This window comes from Vibrio sp. 10N.247.310.17, from assembly GCF_041466605.1.
In the GTDB taxonomy this organism is placed as follows: domain Bacteria; phylum Pseudomonadota; class Gammaproteobacteria; order Enterobacterales; family Vibrionaceae; genus Vibrio; species Vibrio tasmaniensis_A.
In genome coordinates this window covers 25,328-44,289 of sequence record NZ_JBFSTC010000026.1, presented here as the reverse complement: position 1 = coordinate 44,289, position 18,962 = coordinate 25,328, and the positions used below count along the sequence as shown (strand labels likewise).

General features: G+C 43.7%; 13 protein-coding genes. 6 read left to right on the top strand and 7 right to left on the bottom strand.

The features are described from left to right. Nucleotides 1-149: 149 nt before the first annotated feature. The 4 genes from AB6D80_RS09890 to AB6D80_RS09875 all read right to left on the bottom strand — a co-directional run bounded on the left by AB6D80_RS09890 (nucleotide 150) and on the right by AB6D80_RS09875 (nucleotide 4,319). Nucleotides 150-1,919, bottom strand: a complete 1,770-nt coding sequence (locus AB6D80_RS09890; protein ID WP_009846515.1) for a sodium:solute symporter family protein — start codon at nucleotides 1,917-1,919, stop codon at nucleotides 150-152. Nucleotides 1,920-2,316: 397 nt separating this feature from the next. Continuing rightward, complete coding sequence (locus AB6D80_RS09885; RefSeq protein WP_009846516.1) at nucleotides 2,317-2,943, bottom strand: bifunctional 4-hydroxy-2-oxoglutarate aldolase/2-dehydro-3-deoxy-phosphogluconate aldolase; 627 nt, start codon at nucleotides 2,941-2,943, stop codon at nucleotides 2,317-2,319. A gap of 73 nt (nucleotides 2,944-3,016) precedes the next feature. Further along, the gene (locus AB6D80_RS09880; protein WP_009846517.1) at nucleotides 3,017-3,949 is read right to left on the bottom strand and encodes a sugar kinase; all 933 of its coding nucleotides are present in this window, start codon (nucleotides 3,947-3,949) and stop codon (nucleotides 3,017-3,019) included. A gap of 34 nt (nucleotides 3,950-3,983) precedes the next feature. After that, entirely contained in the window at nucleotides 3,984-4,319 is a 336-nt protein-coding gene (locus AB6D80_RS09875; protein WP_009846518.1) for a cupin domain-containing protein, read from the bottom strand. Between the two features lie 332 nt (nucleotides 4,320-4,651). Here AB6D80_RS09875 and AB6D80_RS09870 point away from each other — a divergent pair, with 332 nt between their 5' ends. The 3 genes from AB6D80_RS09870 to AB6D80_RS09860 all read left to right on the top strand — a co-directional run bounded on the left by AB6D80_RS09870 (nucleotide 4,652) and on the right by AB6D80_RS09860 (nucleotide 11,064). Continuing rightward, complete coding sequence (locus tag AB6D80_RS09870; RefSeq protein WP_029225577.1) at nucleotides 4,652-6,850, top strand: heparinase II/III family protein; 2,199 nt, start codon at nucleotides 4,652-4,654, stop codon at nucleotides 6,848-6,850. Nucleotides 6,851-6,852: 2 nt separating this feature from the next. Further along, nucleotides 6,853-9,006, top strand: a complete 2,154-nt coding sequence (locus AB6D80_RS09865; RefSeq protein WP_372188412.1) for a heparinase II/III family protein — start codon at nucleotides 6,853-6,855, stop codon at nucleotides 9,004-9,006. Between the two features lie 1,176 nt (nucleotides 9,007-10,182). Then, nucleotides 10,183-11,064: an NAD(P)-dependent oxidoreductase gene (locus AB6D80_RS09860; protein ID WP_012603741.1), complete on the top strand. Its 882-nt coding sequence runs from the start codon at nucleotides 10,183-10,185 to the stop codon at nucleotides 11,062-11,064. Between the two features lie 250 nt (nucleotides 11,065-11,314). Here AB6D80_RS09860 and AB6D80_RS09855 read toward each other — a convergent pair whose 3' ends face one another. Continuing rightward, nucleotides 11,315-12,682 (bottom strand): MATE family efflux transporter, encoded by a 1,368-nt coding sequence (locus AB6D80_RS09855; RefSeq protein WP_017099070.1) that lies wholly within the window; start codon nucleotides 12,680-12,682, stop codon nucleotides 11,315-11,317. A 147-nt stretch (nucleotides 12,683-12,829) separates the two neighbouring features. After that, entirely contained in the window at nucleotides 12,830-13,552 is a 723-nt protein-coding gene (locus AB6D80_RS09850) for a FadR/GntR family transcriptional regulator (protein WP_009846524.1), read from the bottom strand. A 440-nt stretch (nucleotides 13,553-13,992) separates the two neighbouring features. On the opposite strand from AB6D80_RS09850, the gene AB6D80_RS09845 reads away from it, so the two are divergent. The 3 genes from AB6D80_RS09845 to AB6D80_RS09835 all read left to right on the top strand — a co-directional run bounded on the left by AB6D80_RS09845 (nucleotide 13,993) and on the right by AB6D80_RS09835 (nucleotide 17,495). Next, nucleotides 13,993-14,712, top strand: coding sequence for a FadR/GntR family transcriptional regulator (locus tag AB6D80_RS09845; RefSeq protein WP_009846525.1), 720 nt, complete (start codon nucleotides 13,993-13,995; stop codon nucleotides 14,710-14,712). 204 nt (nucleotides 14,713-14,916) lie between these two features. Next, entirely contained in the window at nucleotides 14,917-16,779 is a 1,863-nt protein-coding gene (locus AB6D80_RS09840) for a DUF294 nucleotidyltransferase-like domain-containing protein (RefSeq protein ID WP_017103045.1), read from the top strand. Continuing rightward, nucleotides 16,779-17,495, top strand: a complete 717-nt coding sequence (locus tag AB6D80_RS09835; RefSeq protein WP_009846527.1) for a 3'-5' exonuclease — start codon at nucleotides 16,779-16,781, stop codon at nucleotides 17,493-17,495. The genes AB6D80_RS09840 and AB6D80_RS09835 overlap by 1 nt, the downstream gene beginning before the upstream one ends. Before the next feature lie 138 nt (nucleotides 17,496-17,633). Here AB6D80_RS09835 and AB6D80_RS09830 read toward each other — a convergent pair whose 3' ends face one another. Then, nucleotides 17,634-18,368 (bottom strand): oligogalacturonate-specific porin KdgM family protein, encoded by a 735-nt coding sequence (locus AB6D80_RS09830; protein WP_009846528.1) that lies wholly within the window; start codon nucleotides 18,366-18,368, stop codon nucleotides 17,634-17,636. Between the last annotated feature and the right edge of the window lie 594 nt (nucleotides 18,369-18,962).

Sequence of the window (18,962 nt, the reverse complement as noted above, 5' to 3'; positions counted from 1 at the left end):
TTAAATCTTGCTGAATGAGTCCGATAAACCAATAGCCTCGATAAAACAATAGCCTCGATAAAACAACAAAAAGCCCATGCTGTCGGGGGAAAGCATGGGCATTATTTTATGTGTTATATCAGCTAAGCGAATAGTGTTCTTTCTCTATACTATTTGAGAATCGCTCCATCATTTAGCTTTTTTGCAGGGTTTTTGGCCGCATTAACCAGTAGGATACCAACGGTTAGTACCATCGAACCACATAGTAGGAACAACAAGCGTCCTGTTGGTTCGTTTGGAATCAGAGCCATTGCTAGGATACCGAAACCTGCTGTGCTGATAAGCTTACCAAGCATTGAACGCTGTTTAGTATCTAGGTTTTGTTGCTCTTCACCTTCCGCTACTAATGGTGTGTTCCAGTTAGTGAATAGTTGGTCAACTTCTTTCTCACGTTCAGGCGATAGGCCTTTGTAGAAGCGAGAAGTTAGCATGAAGTAACCACCAGTAAACACTACGTGAGCAGCTAAGCTAAGACCTACTTTCAAGTCGCTCCATTCACGGCCAGTAAGCGCTGTTTCCATACCGAATAGGTGCTCGATGTCTTCTGCTTGAAGCGAGATACCGAAGATGTAAGAAACGAAACCACCAACCACGAGAGTAGACCAACCAGCCCAGTCAGGCGTCTTACGAATCCACATACCAAGTAGTACAGGGATAAGCATTGGGAAGCCAATTAACGCACCTACGTTCATTACGATATCGAACAAGCTCAAGTGACGTAGAGAGTTAATGAACAAGCCAATCGCGATGATGATAACACCCATCATAATAGTCGTTAGCTTACTTACAATAACCAGCTCTTTCTGAGTCGCATTTTGACGAAGAATCGGGCTGTAGAAGTTCATTACAAAGATACCAGCGTTACGGTTCAAACCTGAATCCATAGAAGACATCGTTGCAGCGAACATTGCTGACATAAGAAGACCAACCATACCTGCTGGCATTACGTTCTGTACGAATGCTAGGTAAGCAGCATCACCCGCTTTATCACCCATTGAAGCGTACTCTAATGCGAACTCAGGCATGAATGCACTTACGTACCATGGTGGTAGGAACCAAATTAGTGGACCAACAACCATAAGGATACATGCTAGGCCTGCCGCTTTACGTGCGTTTTCACTGTCTTTTGCACATAGGTAACGGTAAGCGTTGATGCTGTTGTTCATTACACCGAATTGCTTCACGAAGATGAACACAACCCAAAGGATGAAGATGCTCATGTAGTTTAGGTTGTTACCTAACATGAAGTCGCCGTCGAAGTTAGCAACGATGTTAGTTAAGCCACCACCGTGGAAGTAAGCCGCAACCGCACAAGTGATTGTCACGGCCATGATTACAAGCATTTGCATGAAGTCAGAAGCAACAACCGCCCAAGAGCCGCCTGTTACTGCCATCAATACTAGAACCATACCCGTTACCACAATGGTTGCTTCCATTGGGATGTTGAATACAGCAGCTACGAAGATAGCGAGACCGTTTAGCCAGATACCTGCAGAGATAAGACTGTCAGGCATACCTGCCCATGTGAAGAACTGTTCAGACGTTTTACCAAAGCGTTGACGAATGGCTTCGATCGCCGTTACCACACGAAGTTGGCGGAACTTTGGAGCGAAGTACATATAGTTCATGAAGTAGCCAAAAGCATTGGCTAAGAATAGGATTACAATAACGAAACCGTCATTGAACGCGCGTCCTGCGGCACCTGTAAACGTCCATGCTGAAAACTGTGTCATGAAGGCGGTTGCACCAACCATCCACCACAACATTTTGCCGCCCCCTCTGAAGTAATCACTTGTAGAGGTGGTGAACTTACGGAACATCCAACCAATCGCGATTAAAAAGAAGAAGTAGGCGAGAACAACAAAAGTATCAATAGTCATCTTTTCAGCCTTTTAAGTTTCATAATTAACTGACACCTAGATTACTCCTTTCGCATGTTTATTTGTACTACAATATGTCTTTAGCGTGATCTGGGGCGCATGTTTATTTCATCATAGATGGCACTTAAAGCCGTTTAAGAGCTTAATTTTTTGCAATTATTTCAAACTTCATCGTTGTCGTCGGATAAATGCTTGAAAGTAAGCATTTAAAATAATAATACAAATATCCATGTGGTTATAGGGGTTAGTTGAGCGAGCGTGTTGATTTAGAAGTGACAAAACTCTAATAAGTATGGTTAAAAATAAAATAGGTGTGTCCACTTTATATCACGTAATAAAAAAGCGAGCACAGAGCTCGCTTTCGTCGTTGAACAAGTGTCAGCCGGTTAACGCGAACCTATCTATTGACTAGCTCGACAGCGTCACGAACAAGCTTGCCTAGTTCGTCCCACTTACCTTCGTCGATAAGGTTAGTTGGAACCATCCAAGTACCGCCACACGCAAGAACAGAAGGGATCGATAGGTATTCATCTACATTCTTCAAGCTTACGCCACCAGTAGGCATAAATTTAACAGGGTAAACTGCTGTTAGTGCTTTAAGCATACCTGTACCGCCAGAAGGCTCAGCAGGAAAGAACTTCAACGTGCGAAGGCCCATTTCCATTGCTTGTTCAACTAGGCTTGGGTTGTTAACACCCGGTACAATTGCGACACCTTTATCGATACAGTATTGAACTGTACGAGGGTTAAAACCTGGGCTTACGATGAAATCAACGCCAGCTTCGATAGATGCGTCAACTTGCTCGTTAGTCAGTACAGTACCTGAACCGATTAGCATGTCTGGGAATTCTTTACGCATGATGCGAATCGCTTCGATTGCACATTCTGTACGCAGTGTGATTTCTGCACATGGCATGCCGTTTTCAACCAGTGCCTTGCCTAGGGGGATGGCATCTTCAGCACGGTTGATAGCGATTACAGGGATTACTTTTAGGTTTGCTAGTTGTTCATTTAATGTAGTCATGAATTCTTTCTCACGTTAATAATGGGTCTGCTTTCAACTAAGCAAACCCTTGATTAATAGTTAAAGTGCGCAATTATAGAGACAAATCAGGGGTCGCTTCTAGAGGAATGATAGCACCTGGATGCTGAATCACAGTCCCTGCCACAATGTGACCTGCTAATGCTGCATCACGCGCATTGCCACCGCTCAAGCGTTTAGCCAAGAAGCCTGCACTGAACGAATCGCCAGCCGCTGTTGTATCAACGATGCTGTCTACTGGGTTTGGTGCAACGTACTGAGCACTTTGGCTTTCAACCACTAGGCAGTCTTTCGCGCCACGCTTAATGATGATCTCTTTCACACCAGACTCAGACGTACGTGCAATACACTGTTCAATGCTTTCGTCACCGTACAGCTCTTGCTCGTCATCGAACGTCAGTAGCGCTGTGTCGGTGTACTTAAGCATCTTCAAGTACCAAGAAATCGCTTCTTGTTGGCTTTCCCAAAGTTTTGGACGAAAGTTATTGTCGAAGAATACTTGGCCGCCTTGAGCTTTGAATTTGTCTAAGAAGCTGAATAGCTGTGCGCGTCCGTTCTCTGTCAAGATAGCAAGCGTAATACCACTTAGGTAAACCGCGTCAAAAGAAAATAGCTTATCAAGTAGAGCAGGCGTGTCTTGCTGGTCAAACATGAATTTTGCTGCAGCATCATTACGCCAGTAGTGGAAACTGCGTTCACCAGTTTCATCGGTCTCGATGTAGTAAAGCCCTGGTTGTTTGTGATCAAGCTGAGCAATTAAGCTAGTGTCGATACCTTCCGCTTGCCACTTTTCTAACATGTCGGTACTGAATGGGTCAGTGCCTAGTGCTGTTACGTAGCTCGTGTTGATATCTTGCTCTTTTGTTAAGCGAGACAAGTAAAGTGCTGTATTCAGTGTATCGCCACCAAAACTCTGCTGAAGCCCGTCTTGTTTCTGTTGTAGCTCAACCATGCACTCGCCAATGACCGCGATGTTTAATGATTTCATATGCTTACCTTAGCAACTGAGGTTGCGCTAGTTATTATTTTAGGAAATCTTCACGCGCAGGATTGAAGATATCAAGAAGGATGCTGTCTTGCTCTAGAGCAACGGCGCCGTGCATCATGTGTTTACGCGCGAAGTAAGCATCGCCTTCTTTAAGCACTTTCTTTTCACCTTCGATTTCAGCTTCGAAGCTACCACGAACAACATAACCGATTTGGTCGTGAATTTCGTGAGTATGAGGATGGCCAATTGCGCCCTTATCAAAACATAGGTGTACAGCCATAAGATCGTCAGTGTACGCGACGATTTTACGCTTGATACCACCGCCCAATTCTTCCCATGGGTTTTCATCTAGAATAAAGAAAGAGTTCATTGTGTATCTCCTAATCTGTTTAAATCTTTTAAGTGTTACTTAACTGTGTTCATCATAAGGGAATGAGGTTAATTGTAATACAATATATCTAGCGTTGTGTGATATTGATCAAGCGATACTTTATATAGCGCAAATAAATCAACAACTTAACAAATGCCTGATGTTTAGTGTTATCTATTCATATCAATAGCTTATGCGGGTTTATGTGATTCTGCTCATCATTTTGCGACGAATAGGTACAATTAAAGCTAATATTGTATTACTTTATATGGAGTTTGAAAATTTAATCAAAGTTTAAACCGATAAACTCTTTATTGAGGGTGACAAAGAATATGACGACTAAACCAGTATTGTTGACTGAAGCAGAAATAGAGCAACTTCACCTTGAAGTGGGCCGTTCTAGCTTAATGGGCAAAACCATTGCAGCGAACGCGAAAGACCTAGAAGCGTTCATGTGCTTACCTATTGATGTTCCTGGTCACGGAGAAGCGGGTGGTTACGAGCATAACCGCCATAAGCAAAACTACACGTACATGAACTTAGCTGGTCGCATGTTCTTGATCACTAAAGAGCAAAAGTACGCTGACTTTGTTACAGAACTACTAGAAGAGTACGCGGACAAATATCTAACGTTTGATTACCACGTACAGAAAAACACTAACCCTACAGGTCGTTTGTTCCACCAAATCTTGAACGAACACTGCTGGTTAATGTTCTCAAGCTTGGCTTACTCTTGTGTTGCTTCAACACTGACACAAGAGCAGCGTGACAACATTGAATCGCGCATTTTCGAACCAATGCTAGAAATGTTTACGGTTAAATACGCACACGACTTCGACCGCATTCACAACCACGGTATTTGGGCAGTAGCCGCTGTGGGTATCTGTGGTCTTGCTCTAGGCAAGCGCGAGTACCTTGAAATGTCAGTGTACGGCATCGACCGTAACGATACTGGCGGCTTTCTAGCTCAAATCTCTCAACTGTTTGCACCTTCTGGTTATTACATGGAAGGTCCTTACTACCACCGTTACGCGATTCGCCCAACGTGTGTGTTCGCTGAAGTGATTCACCGTCATATGCCTGAAGTTGATATCTACAACTACAAAGGCGGCGTGATTGGTAACACAGTACAAGCAATGCTGGCGACAGCGTACCCGAACGGTGAATTCCCGGCTCTGAACGATGCATCTCGCACAATGGGCATCACAGACATGGGTGTTCAAGTTGCCGTCAGTGTTTACAGCAAACATTACTCTTCAGAAAACGGCGTAGATCAAAACATTCTTGGTATGGCGAAGATTCAAGACGCAGTATGGATGCACCCATGTGGTCTTGAGTTATCTAAAGCATACGAAGCGGCTTCTGTTGAAAAAGAAATCGGCATGCCTTTCTGGCCAAGTGTTGAATTGAACGAAGGCCCTGAAGGTCACAACGGCGCGCAAGGTTTTATCCGCATGCAGGATAAGAAAGGCGACGTTTCTCAGTTAGTGATGAACTACGGCCAACACGGCATGGGTCACGGCAACTTCGATACGCTGGGTATTTCTTTCTTCAACCGAGGTCAAGAAGTGCTACGTGAATACGGCTTCTGCCGTTGGGTGAACGTTGAGCCAAAATTCGGCGGTCGTTACCTAGATGAAAACAAATCTTACGCACGTCAAACGATTGCTCATAATGCAGTAACCATTGATGAAAAATGTCAGAATAACTTTGACGTTGAGCGTGCAGACTCAGTACACGGCTTGCCTCACTTCTTTAAAGTAGAAGACGAGAAAATCAACGGCATGAGTGCATTTGCTAACGATCACTACCAAGGTTTTGACATGCAACGCAGCGTGTTCATGTTAAACCTTGAAGAGCTTGAATCTCCGCTATTGTTAGACCTTTACCGCTTAGACTCTACAAAAGGCGGCGAAGGCGAGCACCAATACGACTACTCACACCAATATGCAGGTCAGATTGTTCGCACTAACTTTGAATACCAAGCAAACAAAGAGTTAAACACGCTAGGCAGCGATTTCGGTTATCAACACTTATGGAACGTCGCAAGTGGTGAAGTCAAGGGCACAGCACTTGTGAGCTGGCTACAAAACAACACGTACTACACTTGGCTAGGCGCAACGTCTAACGACAATGCTGAAGTTGTCTTTACTCGCACTGGTGCTAACGATCCAAGCTTCAACCTACGTTCAGAGCCTGCATTCATTTTACGTAGCAAAGGCGAAACAACACTGTTCGCTTCTGTTCTAGAAACGCACGGTTACTTTAACGAAGAGTTCGAACAATCAGTAAATGCTCGCGGCGTTGTGAAAGACATCAAGGTTGTAGCGCATACAAACGTCGGTTCAGTCGTCGAAATCACCACAGAGAAGTCAAATGTGACAGTGATGATCAGCAACCAACTTGGTGCGACTGAGAGCACTGAACACAAAGTAGAACTGAACGGTAAAGTATACAGCTGGACAGGCTTCTACTCAGTAGAAACAATTTTAAACCCAGAATTAGCAAGCACAGCAGAGCAGGGGAAATAATAATGAGCTATCAACCACTTTTACTTAACTTTGAGGAAGCAGCAGAGCTTCGTAAAGAACTTGGCAAGGATAGCCTTTTAGGTAACGCACTGACTCGCGATATTAAACAAACTGACGCTTACATGGCGGAAGTTGGCATTGAAGTTCCAGGTCACGGTGAAGGCGGCGGCTACGAACATAACCGTCATAAACAAAACTACATCCACATGGATCTAGCGGGTCGTTTGTTCCTTATCACTGAGGAAACAAAGTACCGTGATTACATCGTTGATATGTTAACTGCGTACGCGACGGTGTACCCAACACTTGAAAGTAACGTAAGCCGTGACTCTAACCCTCCGGGTAAGCTGTTCCACCAAACGTTGAACGAAAACATGTGGATGCTTTACGCTTCTTGTGCGTACAGCTGCATCTACCACACCATTTCTGAAGAACAAAAGCGTCTGATTGAAGACGATCTTCTTAAGCAAATGATCGAAATGTTTGTTGTTACTTACGCACACGACTTCGATATCGTACACAACCACGGTTTATGGGCAGTGGCTGCAGTCGGTATCTGTGGTTACGCAATCAACGATCAAGAGTCAGTAGACAAAGCGCTTTACGGCCTGAAACTCGACAAAGTAAGCGGCGGTTTCTTAGCGCAACTTGACCAACTGTTTTCGCCAGACGGCTACTACATGGAAGGTCCTTACTACCACCGTTTCTCACTACGTCCAATCTACTTGTTCGCAGAAGCGATTGAACGTCGTCAGCCAGATCTTGGTATTTACGAATTCAACGACTCAGTGATCAAGACAACGTCTTACGCGGTATTCAAAACGGCATTCCCAGACGGTACATTGCCAGCTCTGAACGATTCATCGAAGACGATTTCTATTAACGATGAAGGCGTTATTATGGCAACGTCTGTGTGTTACCACCGCTATGAGCAGACTGAAACTTTACTTGGTATGGCTAATCACCAACAAGATGTTTGGGTCCATGCTTCAGGTAAAACGCTATCTGACGCTGTCAATGCAGCAGACGACATCAAAGCATTCAACTGGGGTAGCCTGTTTGTAACGGACGGCCCTGAAGGCGAAAAAGGCGGCGTAAGCATTCTTCGTCACCGTGACGAACAAGACGACGACACGATGGCGTTGATTTGGTTTGGTCAACACGGCAGCGATCACCAGTACCACTCTGCGCTAGACCACGGTCACTACGATGGGCTACACCTAAGCGTATTCAACCGTGGCCACGAAGTGCTGCACGATTACGGCTTCGGTCGCTGGGTAAACGTTGAGCCTAAGTTTGGCGGTCGTTACATCCCAGAGAACAAGTCTTACTGTAAGCAGACAGTTGCTCACAACACAGTAACGGTTGATCAGAAAACGCAGAACAACTTCGATACGGCATTGGCTGAATCTAAGTTTGGTCAGAAGCACTTCTTCGTAGCAGACGACCAGTCTCTGCAAGGTATGAGCGGCACAATTTCTGAGTACTACACCGGCGTAGACATGCAACGCAGCGTGATTCTTGCTGAACTTCCTGAGTTCGAGAAGCCACTAGTTATCGATGTATACCGCATCGAAGCTGACGCTGAACACCAGTACGACCTACCCGTTCACCACTCGGGTCAAATCATCCGTACTGACTTCGACTACAACATCGAAAGCACGCTGAAGCCGCTAGGTGAAGACAACGGTTACCAGCACTTATGGAACGTTGCTTCAGGCAAAGTGAACCAAGAGGGCTCACTGGTGAGCTGGCTACATGACAGCAGCTACTACAGCCTAGTAACCAGCGCGAATGCGGGCAGTGACGTAATCTTTGCTCGCACTGGTGCTAACGATCCAGACTTTAACCTTAAGAGTGAGCCTGCGCTTATCTTACGTCAGTCTGGTCAAAACCACGTGTTTGCTTCTGTACTAGAAACGCATGGTTACTTTAACGAGTCTATCGAAGCCTCTGTAGGCGCTCGTGGCCTGGTTAAATCAGTGTCTGTTGTGGGCCATAACAGTGTCGGGACTGTTGTTCGCATTCAGACTACTTCTGGTAACACTTACCATTACGGTATTTCAAACCAAGCTGAAGACACGCAGCAAGCAACTCACACAGTTGAGTTCGCGGGTGAGACATACTCGTGGGAAGGGTCATTTGCTCAACTGTAAATGATTGACACATAGGCCGTTTAACGATGGCTTGTGTTGATGTGGTGCTTTGCGGGAACGAAGCGCCATATCATGTTCGATTGTAAGGGTGTTCGCATCTAAGTAACTGAACGAAATTAATGTCGATGACAAAGAATATCGGAAATAAGTCAAACCGAGTAACTCGTTGCGAGTTGCTCGGTTTTTTTATACGTGTGGTTTGAGGGGGAGATCGTTTGAATTAATTGGGTTCAATTTACATCTGATGTTTAGGGTTGATGACTAGGGGCTGTTTACCTTTCGTGGTTAAGTTTTGTTCGAGATAAAATCGTTTTAGGCGCGGCGAAGAGTATGTAGCCTAGTCATTCTAACCAAATATTCTTCAACAAAGCATAAAACGATTTTAGCCGAACCCTCGGGCAGCTCTTGTGGTTCATTTCTACAGCGTTATCGGCTTTTCATGTAGGCCAGCTACACGTCAAAGCCTCTTCCTTGTATAAATTTTCCACAAGATGCTGCAAAACCCAGCTCGAAAGATCAACAGCCCCTAAATTTAGAGAAACGTTCAATGCTGCAGCGGCGCATTGACAACGAAACGATTTAACAAAATGAACGTTGTTATCTGGTTCTGCGAGTATTGTTACGATAACTTCCAATAACTTTTAGTGCTTATAAGTAATACAATTGATGGTGTTGTATTGTCCGAAATTTATGACTTACTGGATAAGGTTGTTGAAAAATGACAGTGTTTTTGCCGCATTATTCTTGACTCAGCAAGTTCTTGTTGTGAGCTACTCTAGTACCTTTAGGGGGCAGGGAAAGGTGTCAGAGGCTTTGATTTATTGAGGGGAACTTTAAGAGTGTGCCTGACTCATTTTTCTTTGGTCAGAACGATAGGAATATACACTAATTAAACCTATCAAGCTTTATCTGTAAGTGATTTACTGATTCGTATCCGGTTAGATATTGTCGGATATGAAGGACGAAAGACTGAGTTGCTATCTGAATTGTCACTTATTAATCACAAGACCTATTCTTTGGGTTTATATGAGGCCAATTCGATAAGTGATGTCAGTATCCGCATTCGAAATTCATGCGCTGGATCACGCACGAAAGTCCTAAAACGGTTGCCTTAGCGGATTCGGCTAGTTATTATAATGAACATATAATCATACAATAACATATTTGGAGTTGAACATGACTAAACCTGTAATCGGTTTCATTGGCCTAGGTCTTATGGGCGGCAACATGGTTGAAAACCTGCAAACACGCGGTTACCACGTAAACGTAATGGATCTAAGCGAAGAAGCGATGGCTCGTGTTACTGCTCGTGGCAATGCTACAGCTTTCACTTCCGCTAAAGAGCTTGCAGCTGCAAGTGATATTGTTCAGTTTTGCCTTACCACCTCTGCTGTTGTTGAAAAAATCGTTTACGGCGAAGACGGTGTTCTAGCGGGCATCAAAGAAGGTGCAGTACTCGTAGACTTCGGTACGTCTATCCCTGCTTCTACTAAGCAAATCGGCGCAGCTCTTGCTGAAAAAGGCGCGGGTATGATCGACGCACCTCTAGGTCGTACTCCAGCCCATGCTAAAGATGGTCTTCTGAACATCATGGCTGCTGGCGACATGGAAACTTTCAACAAAGTTAAACCTGTTCTTGAAGAGCAAGGCGAAAACGTATTCCACCTTGGCGCTCTAGGTGCTGGTCACGTGACTAAGCTTGTAAACAACTTCATGGGTATGACAACGGTTGCGACTATGTCTCAAGCTTTCGCTGTCGCTCAACGCGCTGGTGTTGATGGTCAGCAATTGTTTGACATTATGTCTGCAGGTCCATCTAACTCTCCGTTCATGCAATTCTGTAAATTCTACGCGGTAGACGGCGAAGAGAAGCTAGGTTTCTCTGTTGCTAACGCAAACAAAGATCTTGGTTACTTCCTTGCTCTTTGCGAAGAGCTAGGTACTGAGTCTCTAATCGCTCAAGGTACCGCAACAAGCCTACAAGCTGCTGTAGATGCTGGCCTTGGTCAAAACGACGTACCAGTAATCTTCGACTACTTCGCTAAACTAGAGAAGTAATCACGTCGTTTAGACACGGTTGGATAAAGAACCTGCTCATTTGAGTGGGTTTTTTTATGCTTGTTTTTAGACATTCTTGGAACGATATTTTTTAAGGAAGTGTATTTAATGCAGCCTTATTCTTTATGGCGTAACGAAATGTCTTGGCTCTTCATTTGAGCTATATCGATCTAAATGAGATAAGCCTGAGACTACACAAGCAGTTCAGACATTTTCTCGGGACAGTAACTTTGTTACTTTTTGGTGGCGATCAGTCATACATCAATTCGTTGGCTTTGTTTGAGTCGAACTCTATCAATGACTTGCGAGCAAGATGTCTGAAGGGCAGCGCTTTTACTAGCTCTTCAAAGGGCTGAATGGCAAATGCCCAAAAGATAGAGCCGTCTAATCCAAAGATGATCAATGCACACAATGGAATTGAAATTACCCATTGACCAGTAAAGTTGATTTTGAAGACTGCGGTTGTTTTTCCTAGTGCTCTCAATACATTTCCATGGACTGTGTTGTAGCCACGAACAATCGGTAAAAAGATGTAGAGTGGGGCGATAACGGCCAACGCTTGATATGTAGACTCGTCCAAGTTCGGGTAAATGTCACCAATCACCATACTTAAGCCTGCGAACAAGATTGCACACACAAAAGAAATGACTACCGCAATATCAATGCTGGTATCGACGTTTTTGACTAGGTCATCCATCTTTTTAGAGCCAATCGCTTGGCTGATAGTAATTGCGGAAGAGTGAGCCCAAGCGGTAATAAATTGAGAGACAGCCCTAATCCAAGGCATCACCAAAGTAATCGCAACATACGCGTTGATGTTAAGTTGCGAATACAGTAACTGATAAATCGTTGCGCCAATCAACAGCATGGTTACATTTGCTGCGACAGGGAATATCTCGATAAAGTGACGGCGAACGTTTGTCATGAACTCTGATCGTTGGGCGTCTAATTTGAGTGAAATTGCTGAGCTGAAATACACGCAAAGAACCAGATACACAAGGCGAAGGGTGATAGCAATAACACTGCCTAGCGCGGCGCCTTGAACACCAATACCTTCGAAATTTGAAAAGCCGTGAATGAGCCCATAAGAAAGTACAGCGTTGATCGGCAATTCAATCAAATACCCTTTAAACGGTATCTTGGTTCTTCCTAATGCGTTAAATAGGGCGATAATCACTTGCGTTAATGCAGTGAAAATGACGAGATACTTTGAGATATCAAGGTAGTGGCTGATTTCTAAGTAAAGGGCTTTATCGTCGGTTAAGGCTTGAATTAAAGGCTGTTCTAAAAAGGTGAGTAGAAACCAAAATATTGTCGCGATACCTAAGTTGATGAACAGACCTGCCCAAAACGCTTTGGATAATGAAGCGGTGATGCCAGAACCTACGGCGCGGCTTAATACTAGTTGAGTGCCGTTTGCCAGCGCCATTTGAATACCGAGTACAAAGGCAACCATAGTCGTCGCAATTCCCATGGCAGCCAAAGGTATTTCACCAAGAGGAGAGACCAGCAGCGTATCGATCATCAACATCGACTGCATCAATATACCGTTTAGGGCTAGGGGCCAGGCGAGAGAGAAATTTTTCCTTACATACGATTGTGTAGACACAAACAACACCTTATGTGTGTAACCGTAAGTTTTCTCTGAGAGGACCCGAGTTCAACATTTAAAGATGAAACACTACGGTAATGGATGGTTAAAAATGGGCGCTAAAACTGACTGACTCGTGTATTGGGATACACGAGTCAGTCTGGTCAATCTTGGTTATGCGATGGCTAATTCAACCCTAGACAGCTTTTGATTTTCATCATCAAGTAAAGCTTGAGAGGCTATTCGAGCCTGATTCGCATTGCCTGACATAATCGCATCATATATCGCTTTATGCTCTTCTAAACAGAAGCGACCGCCTTCGGCAGAGTGGTCGATAAACTGTTTGAAAATCGTCGACAGAATGTTCGCGAACGGAATGTAAAACTGGTTACCCGTCGACAAGAAAATCGTTTGGTGAAACAGATGATCGTTGGTTGTCCACTCTTCATAATCAAAGCCATTTGCCGCGATGGTCATCTTTTGGAAAAGAATCGAAAGCTCTTTACGTTGCTCTACCGTAGCGTTGGATGCCGCAAGCGCACACGCTTCTGGGTCAATCGCTTTTCTTAAGCCTAAAAATTGAGATAAGAAGGGTTTGGTGTCTTCCAGATCTTGAATCCAATCTAGGAGTTGAGGGTCTAAAAAGTGCCATTGAGCACGTGGCCTGATATGAGTCCCCACTTTAGGTTTTGATTCGATAAGCCCTTTGGCTGAAAGTAGCTTTGTTGATTCGCGAAGTGCAGTTCGACTGACGCCAAAGACTTCACACAACTCCATTTCACTGGGTAATTTCTCTTTTTCTTTGAGCTCTCCCGACAGAATTTTACGCGCAATCTGTCGAGCCACTTGAACATGAATTCGGCGGCTTGAATCTGCCACCAATGAAAATATAGCCATATAAACCACCTCAGGCTGACGTATTAAGTATAAAAACAGCGGATAGATTTAAGTTAGCGCGACTTTAAGCTTGAGGGATAATGCTTGTAGCGGCTATCGAGTCAAACATCTACAGTCACCTATTATTTTTAATAAATCATACAATAACACCTAGTTCAATCAAGTGTACAACGATAGAAATGCGTCGCAGTGAAGGGGAACTCACAAGTTAAGGTGATTTTTGTGATGTTACGCATGCCAAAATTGCGTAAATAGGAACTATTTGTATGTATAAATAAGAAGGTACGACTGGTAGTGATAAGCTTCGAAAAGTTTGTGGGATTTTGATAGAACCATAGAGTATAAGGGAGCTCACGTTATTATCCCCCTCATTTGGTGCATTATACTTTCAGTGCTATAGTACGAGTTAAATAATACATATCTAATAAGTAAGTAGACTCATGGCAGAAACTTTCAAATCTATTTCAGGCTCTAAGCGAAGCCTTCATGTGCAGGTGGCACGTGAAATCGCTCGTGGTATTTTGTCGGGTAATTTACCTCAGGGTTCGATTATCCCTGGTGAGATGGCTCTGTGTGAGCAGTTTGGTATTAGCCGCACGGCGTTGCGAGAGGCGGTGAAACTTCTAACTTCAAAAGGCCTTTTAGAGTCACGCCCTAAAATCGGCACTCGCGTTGTTGATCGTGCATACTGGAACTTTTTAGATCCTCAGCTTATCGAATGGATGGATGGACTAGCTGATACCGATCAGTTTTGTCATCAGTTTTTAGGTTTACGTCGTGCGATTGAGCCTGAAGCGTGTGCATTGGCAGCTAAGTTTGCAACTGCCGAGCAACGTATTGAATTATCAGAAATTTTCCAAAAAATGGTAGAAATTTCTAGCGAAGAAACGCTTGATCAAGCTCGCTGGTTAGATATTGATATGAAGTTCCATAGCCTTATCTTCAATGCAACGGGTAATGATTTCTACTTACCGTTTGGCAACATATTGACGACGATGTTTGTTAACTTTATTGTGCACTCTTCAGAAGAAGGCAGCACATGCATTAACGAACATCGCGCAATATACGAAGCCATTATGGCAGGCAATAGTGATAAAGCACGCCAAGTTTCGGCAAGTCACTTGCAAGAATCAAATCACCGATTGCCTGTAACAAGCTAACTGAAAGCACTTGATGTGCCCTTACAAATTTTAAAGCACGCATTTAGCGTGCTTTTTTGTATCTGTATTTTTATGTTTCTGACATTGCACTTCTTATTCTGATCTCTAAAACTTGATCAATTCTGCTATTCAACCTAAAAATCAACTCGCAACTCGATATATTAATTATATAATAATACTAATCAAACAAATGCGAGTATGGTTATGCCTCAATCTCTTTTGCCAAATATTCTTCAATTTATCGGTCAGATAGATCCTTTCGATAAGATCCCAAAACAAGCACTTCGTGAACTTGCCTCCAATGTTCAGATCACTTATCTCGGCAAGGGGGATGTGGTTGATCTATGTGAGTCGGGTAAAGAAAAGTCGCTCTACATCATCCGAACCGGTTCTATGGAGCAAAGAAAGTCAGACGGTGTACTTCGTGCTCGTTTAGGCAGTGAAGACTTGTTCGGCTTTACGTTCTTAGATTCTGAAGTTAATGACGAGAAAGGCTACAGAGCGATCGCAATCGAAAATAGCTTACTTTATGTGATTCCACATTCGGCGCTTCAAGCGTTGTTCAAGGCATTCCCAAGCTGCGCAGAACACTTTGCATCACAGGCGCAGGTTCGGTTGAAGTCGGCACTTGATGTTGTGTGGTCAAATAAAGAAAAAGGCTTGTTCATTCGTAAGGTTGAAGAAGTGGCAAGCGGGCAGGTGGCTATCGTTAAGTCTGAACAAACTATTCAGTCGGTCGCGGTTGAAATGCTTCATCAACGCTCGCCATGTGCCGTGATCTATGAGGGTGAAACCATTGTTGGTTTGATTACCGACCGTGACATGACTAAGCGAGTGATCGCCCACGGTGTCAGCACTGATAGCCTGATCTCCGAGGTGATGACGCATTCTCCACTGACGGTAAAACCGGATGATCTGGTGCTGCATGCTGCGTCTATCATGATGCAATTCAACATCCGTAACTTGCCCGTTGTGAAAGAGAATAAGGTCGTTGGTCTTCTCACTACGTCTCACTTAGTTCAAAACCACCGTGTCCAAGCGATCTTCTTAATCGAGAAAATTAAATACGCGGGCAGTGTGAAAACCATGTCTTCGTTTACCCCAGAGCGACAAGCTATTTTTGAAGCGCTGGTGGAAGGCAAGGTTGCACCGGAAACCGTAGGTAAGGTCATGACCATGATTATGGACGCCTACACACGCCGATTGATTCAGATAGCGATTGATAAGTTAGGCCCACCACCTTGTGATTTTTCTTGGATTGTTGCGGGCTCGCACGCTCGTAATGAAGTCCATATGCTGTCGGATCAAGATAGTGCGATTGTACTCTCTGACGATGCGACAGACAGTGACCGTATTTACTTCAAACATTTAGCGATGATGGTGACTAACGGATTAGCGAGTTGTGATTATCCATTGTGTCCGGGTAAATTCATGGCTGCGACACCAAAATGGTGTCAGCCACTCAGCGTTTGGAAGCACTACTACAAGAAGTGGGTGGCTAACCCTGAGTACGAACGCTTACTCAACATCAGTGTGTTCCTAGAAATTCGAACCATCTATGGCAACAGTGAGTTCGAAGGCATTCTTCGTGATGAGTTGCATTCTAACATTCGCAGTAACCGTGAGTTTTTAAGCACACTAGTGAAAGATGCGGTAAACACCAACCCGCCATTGGGTATTTTCAATAGTTTGGTTCTAGAGAAATCGGGTGAGAACAAGAAAACACTCAATGTGAAGAAGTACGCCATTAACTTGATTATTGATCTTGCGCGTATTTACGGATTAGCGGTGGAATGTGATTTGTCAGCAACCGATGAACGTTTCGCAGCTGCCAATGAAAAAGGCATGCTGAGCGACGACGCATTCAAGAACATTCTGGGCTCTTACCAGTTCATTCTCTCTTTCCGATTTGGTCATCAACTTGAAGCGCTGAAGAACGGGGATGTGCCTGACAACAACATCAACCCAGATAGCTTTGGTAGCTTTGAGCGTAAACACTTGAAAGATGCCTTTAGGATCATTGCTGACCTTCAAGAAGCAGCGAAAATCCGTTTCGGAGCACGCTAATGAAATCGTTTTTAAATTACTTTCATCCTCTTGAGAAAATTAAGCGCACACGAAAGCAATATTTGAATACGGTTAAGCTGCCAGAGGCGTTACATGCTCTTGTGGATCAACCTTGCCCAGAGATGACGGACTTGGCCAAAGATAGCGAATATATCGTTTTAGATCTTGAAACTACAGGCTTAGACAGCGAGCAAGACCTTATTCTATCTATGGGTTGGGTCGATGTGGTCAAGGGGCGAATAGACTTAGCGTCCGCCAAGCATATTTATCTGGATAACGATTCGCAGATCAATGCTGAAACTGCAGTTATCAACCACATCACACCACAAATGCTGGAAGAGGGCGCTTCAATTCATGATGCTATGCTGACGTTTTTCGAAGCCGCAAAAGGTAAGATCATCGTCGCGCACGCTTGTGTGGTCGAAGAGAAGTTCATTAGCCAGTATCTATTAAGATGCTATGGCTTAAGGCAGTTGCCTTTACTTTGGCTAGATACACTATGTATTGAGAAGAGCATGGAGAAAGCGATCAGTAACCATGAAGAGGTGGATTTAACTCTAGCGGGTACGCGAGACAGGTATGGGCTTCCTGAGTACAACAGCCACAATGCATTAGCCGATGCCGTTTCGACAGCGGAATTGTTTTTGGCTCAGCAGAAGCGAGTCGTGCCTAATGATGAAGTGACACTTTCCTTTTTATATCGGATCAGCCGTTAGGGTTGTACCTTCCTGTAAGTGAATCATTGTTGAATAACCTGATTTGAAAACATAAAAAGCCAGCGATTAAGCTGGCTTTTGTTTAGGTCTTAGAAAATTAGGACAGTAATTATCTTAGATTATTTATATAGCTATCGATTAGAAGCTGTAAGTTAGACCAACACGGCTACGCAGTTCACGAGTCGCTTTAGTCGATGAAGTGCTCACATCACCAAACTCTACATATGGTGCCCATTGACCCATAATGTGGCGAATACTTGCATTTAACTCGTAGTTTGTATCATCGTTGTCGTAGATGTTGTAATCATCTGCTTTGTAGTAGTTACCTTCAAAACCGAAACGCCAGTTCTCCATTGAGTAGTTGATGTTTGCTGTTAAGCGATGGCGACGTTGGTTTTCATCGTTTTGATAAGTTAAGTAGCCGTTATCTAAGATTGGCTTGCCGTCTGAGTCAGTTGCAATTGATTTTGTGTTCTGTCTCATATCGTAACGGTAACGTGCACTTAGGCTTAAACCGTCAATGCTGTCGACACTGTATGTCGCGCGAACTTGAGGTTTGTATGTGACACCAGACTCGCGACCTTCTATTGGCATACCGTAAGTCATCGTCCAGTTATCGTTAAGCACATGGCGATAATTAAGACCAAGTTCCCAACCATTATTCTTCAAATCTTCCATAAACTCGCCGTCTTCTCCCTTGAATTTCGCTTCGATATCTACAAGGAAGTTGCCAATGCTATCGCCCAGTTTTACACGAGTAGCGTGTTGATCTGTATGACTCTTGTATTCGTGTCTCATATCGAAAGACGCCGCAGATACAGAGCCAGCAGCGAGTACAGATGCCACAGCAATCACGATTTTAGTTTTATTCATGGTATTAATTCCATATTTATAGGTTGAGTATTGGCCATAATTACAAGCCAAATAGAGTAGTTCTTGTCCTAAATGCAATTTTTTGTTGAAACGATTTCTTGGCCATTTCAAATTTGTTTTGCATTTAAATAATACAAATATGCTAACGATTTGAAGGCGCATGATCTGTGAATTGGATCGTGTTGTTAGGACAAAACCACTATTTACAAAGGGTTACAAAGTCAGTTTGTATAGGTAAGGTTATGATTTTTAGTGTTTTGTTTGTCTATTGATCATGGTTTTTAAGAGTTTTGTTCATCAATAAATGTGCGCTACAGCAAAAAATTGAATCTTTAGATGTTATTTTTGTTTGTAATACATTATTATTTACTAACTTTCTGTAGCAACACATAACTTTGCTGTGTTGATTGCATGAACTGACGCTGCGAAGCGGATAAGTAAGAACGATTTAAAGGCTAAATGGTTAGAAAGGAAAAATGGCTAAAAGCCAAAATGCTTTAGACCGCTAGCATTTGTTTTAGGTGTTATAGAGCTCGACCAGAGATGATTTGAAATGTAGTAGGCAAGGCAGTGACATAGCCTGCTATATAGATA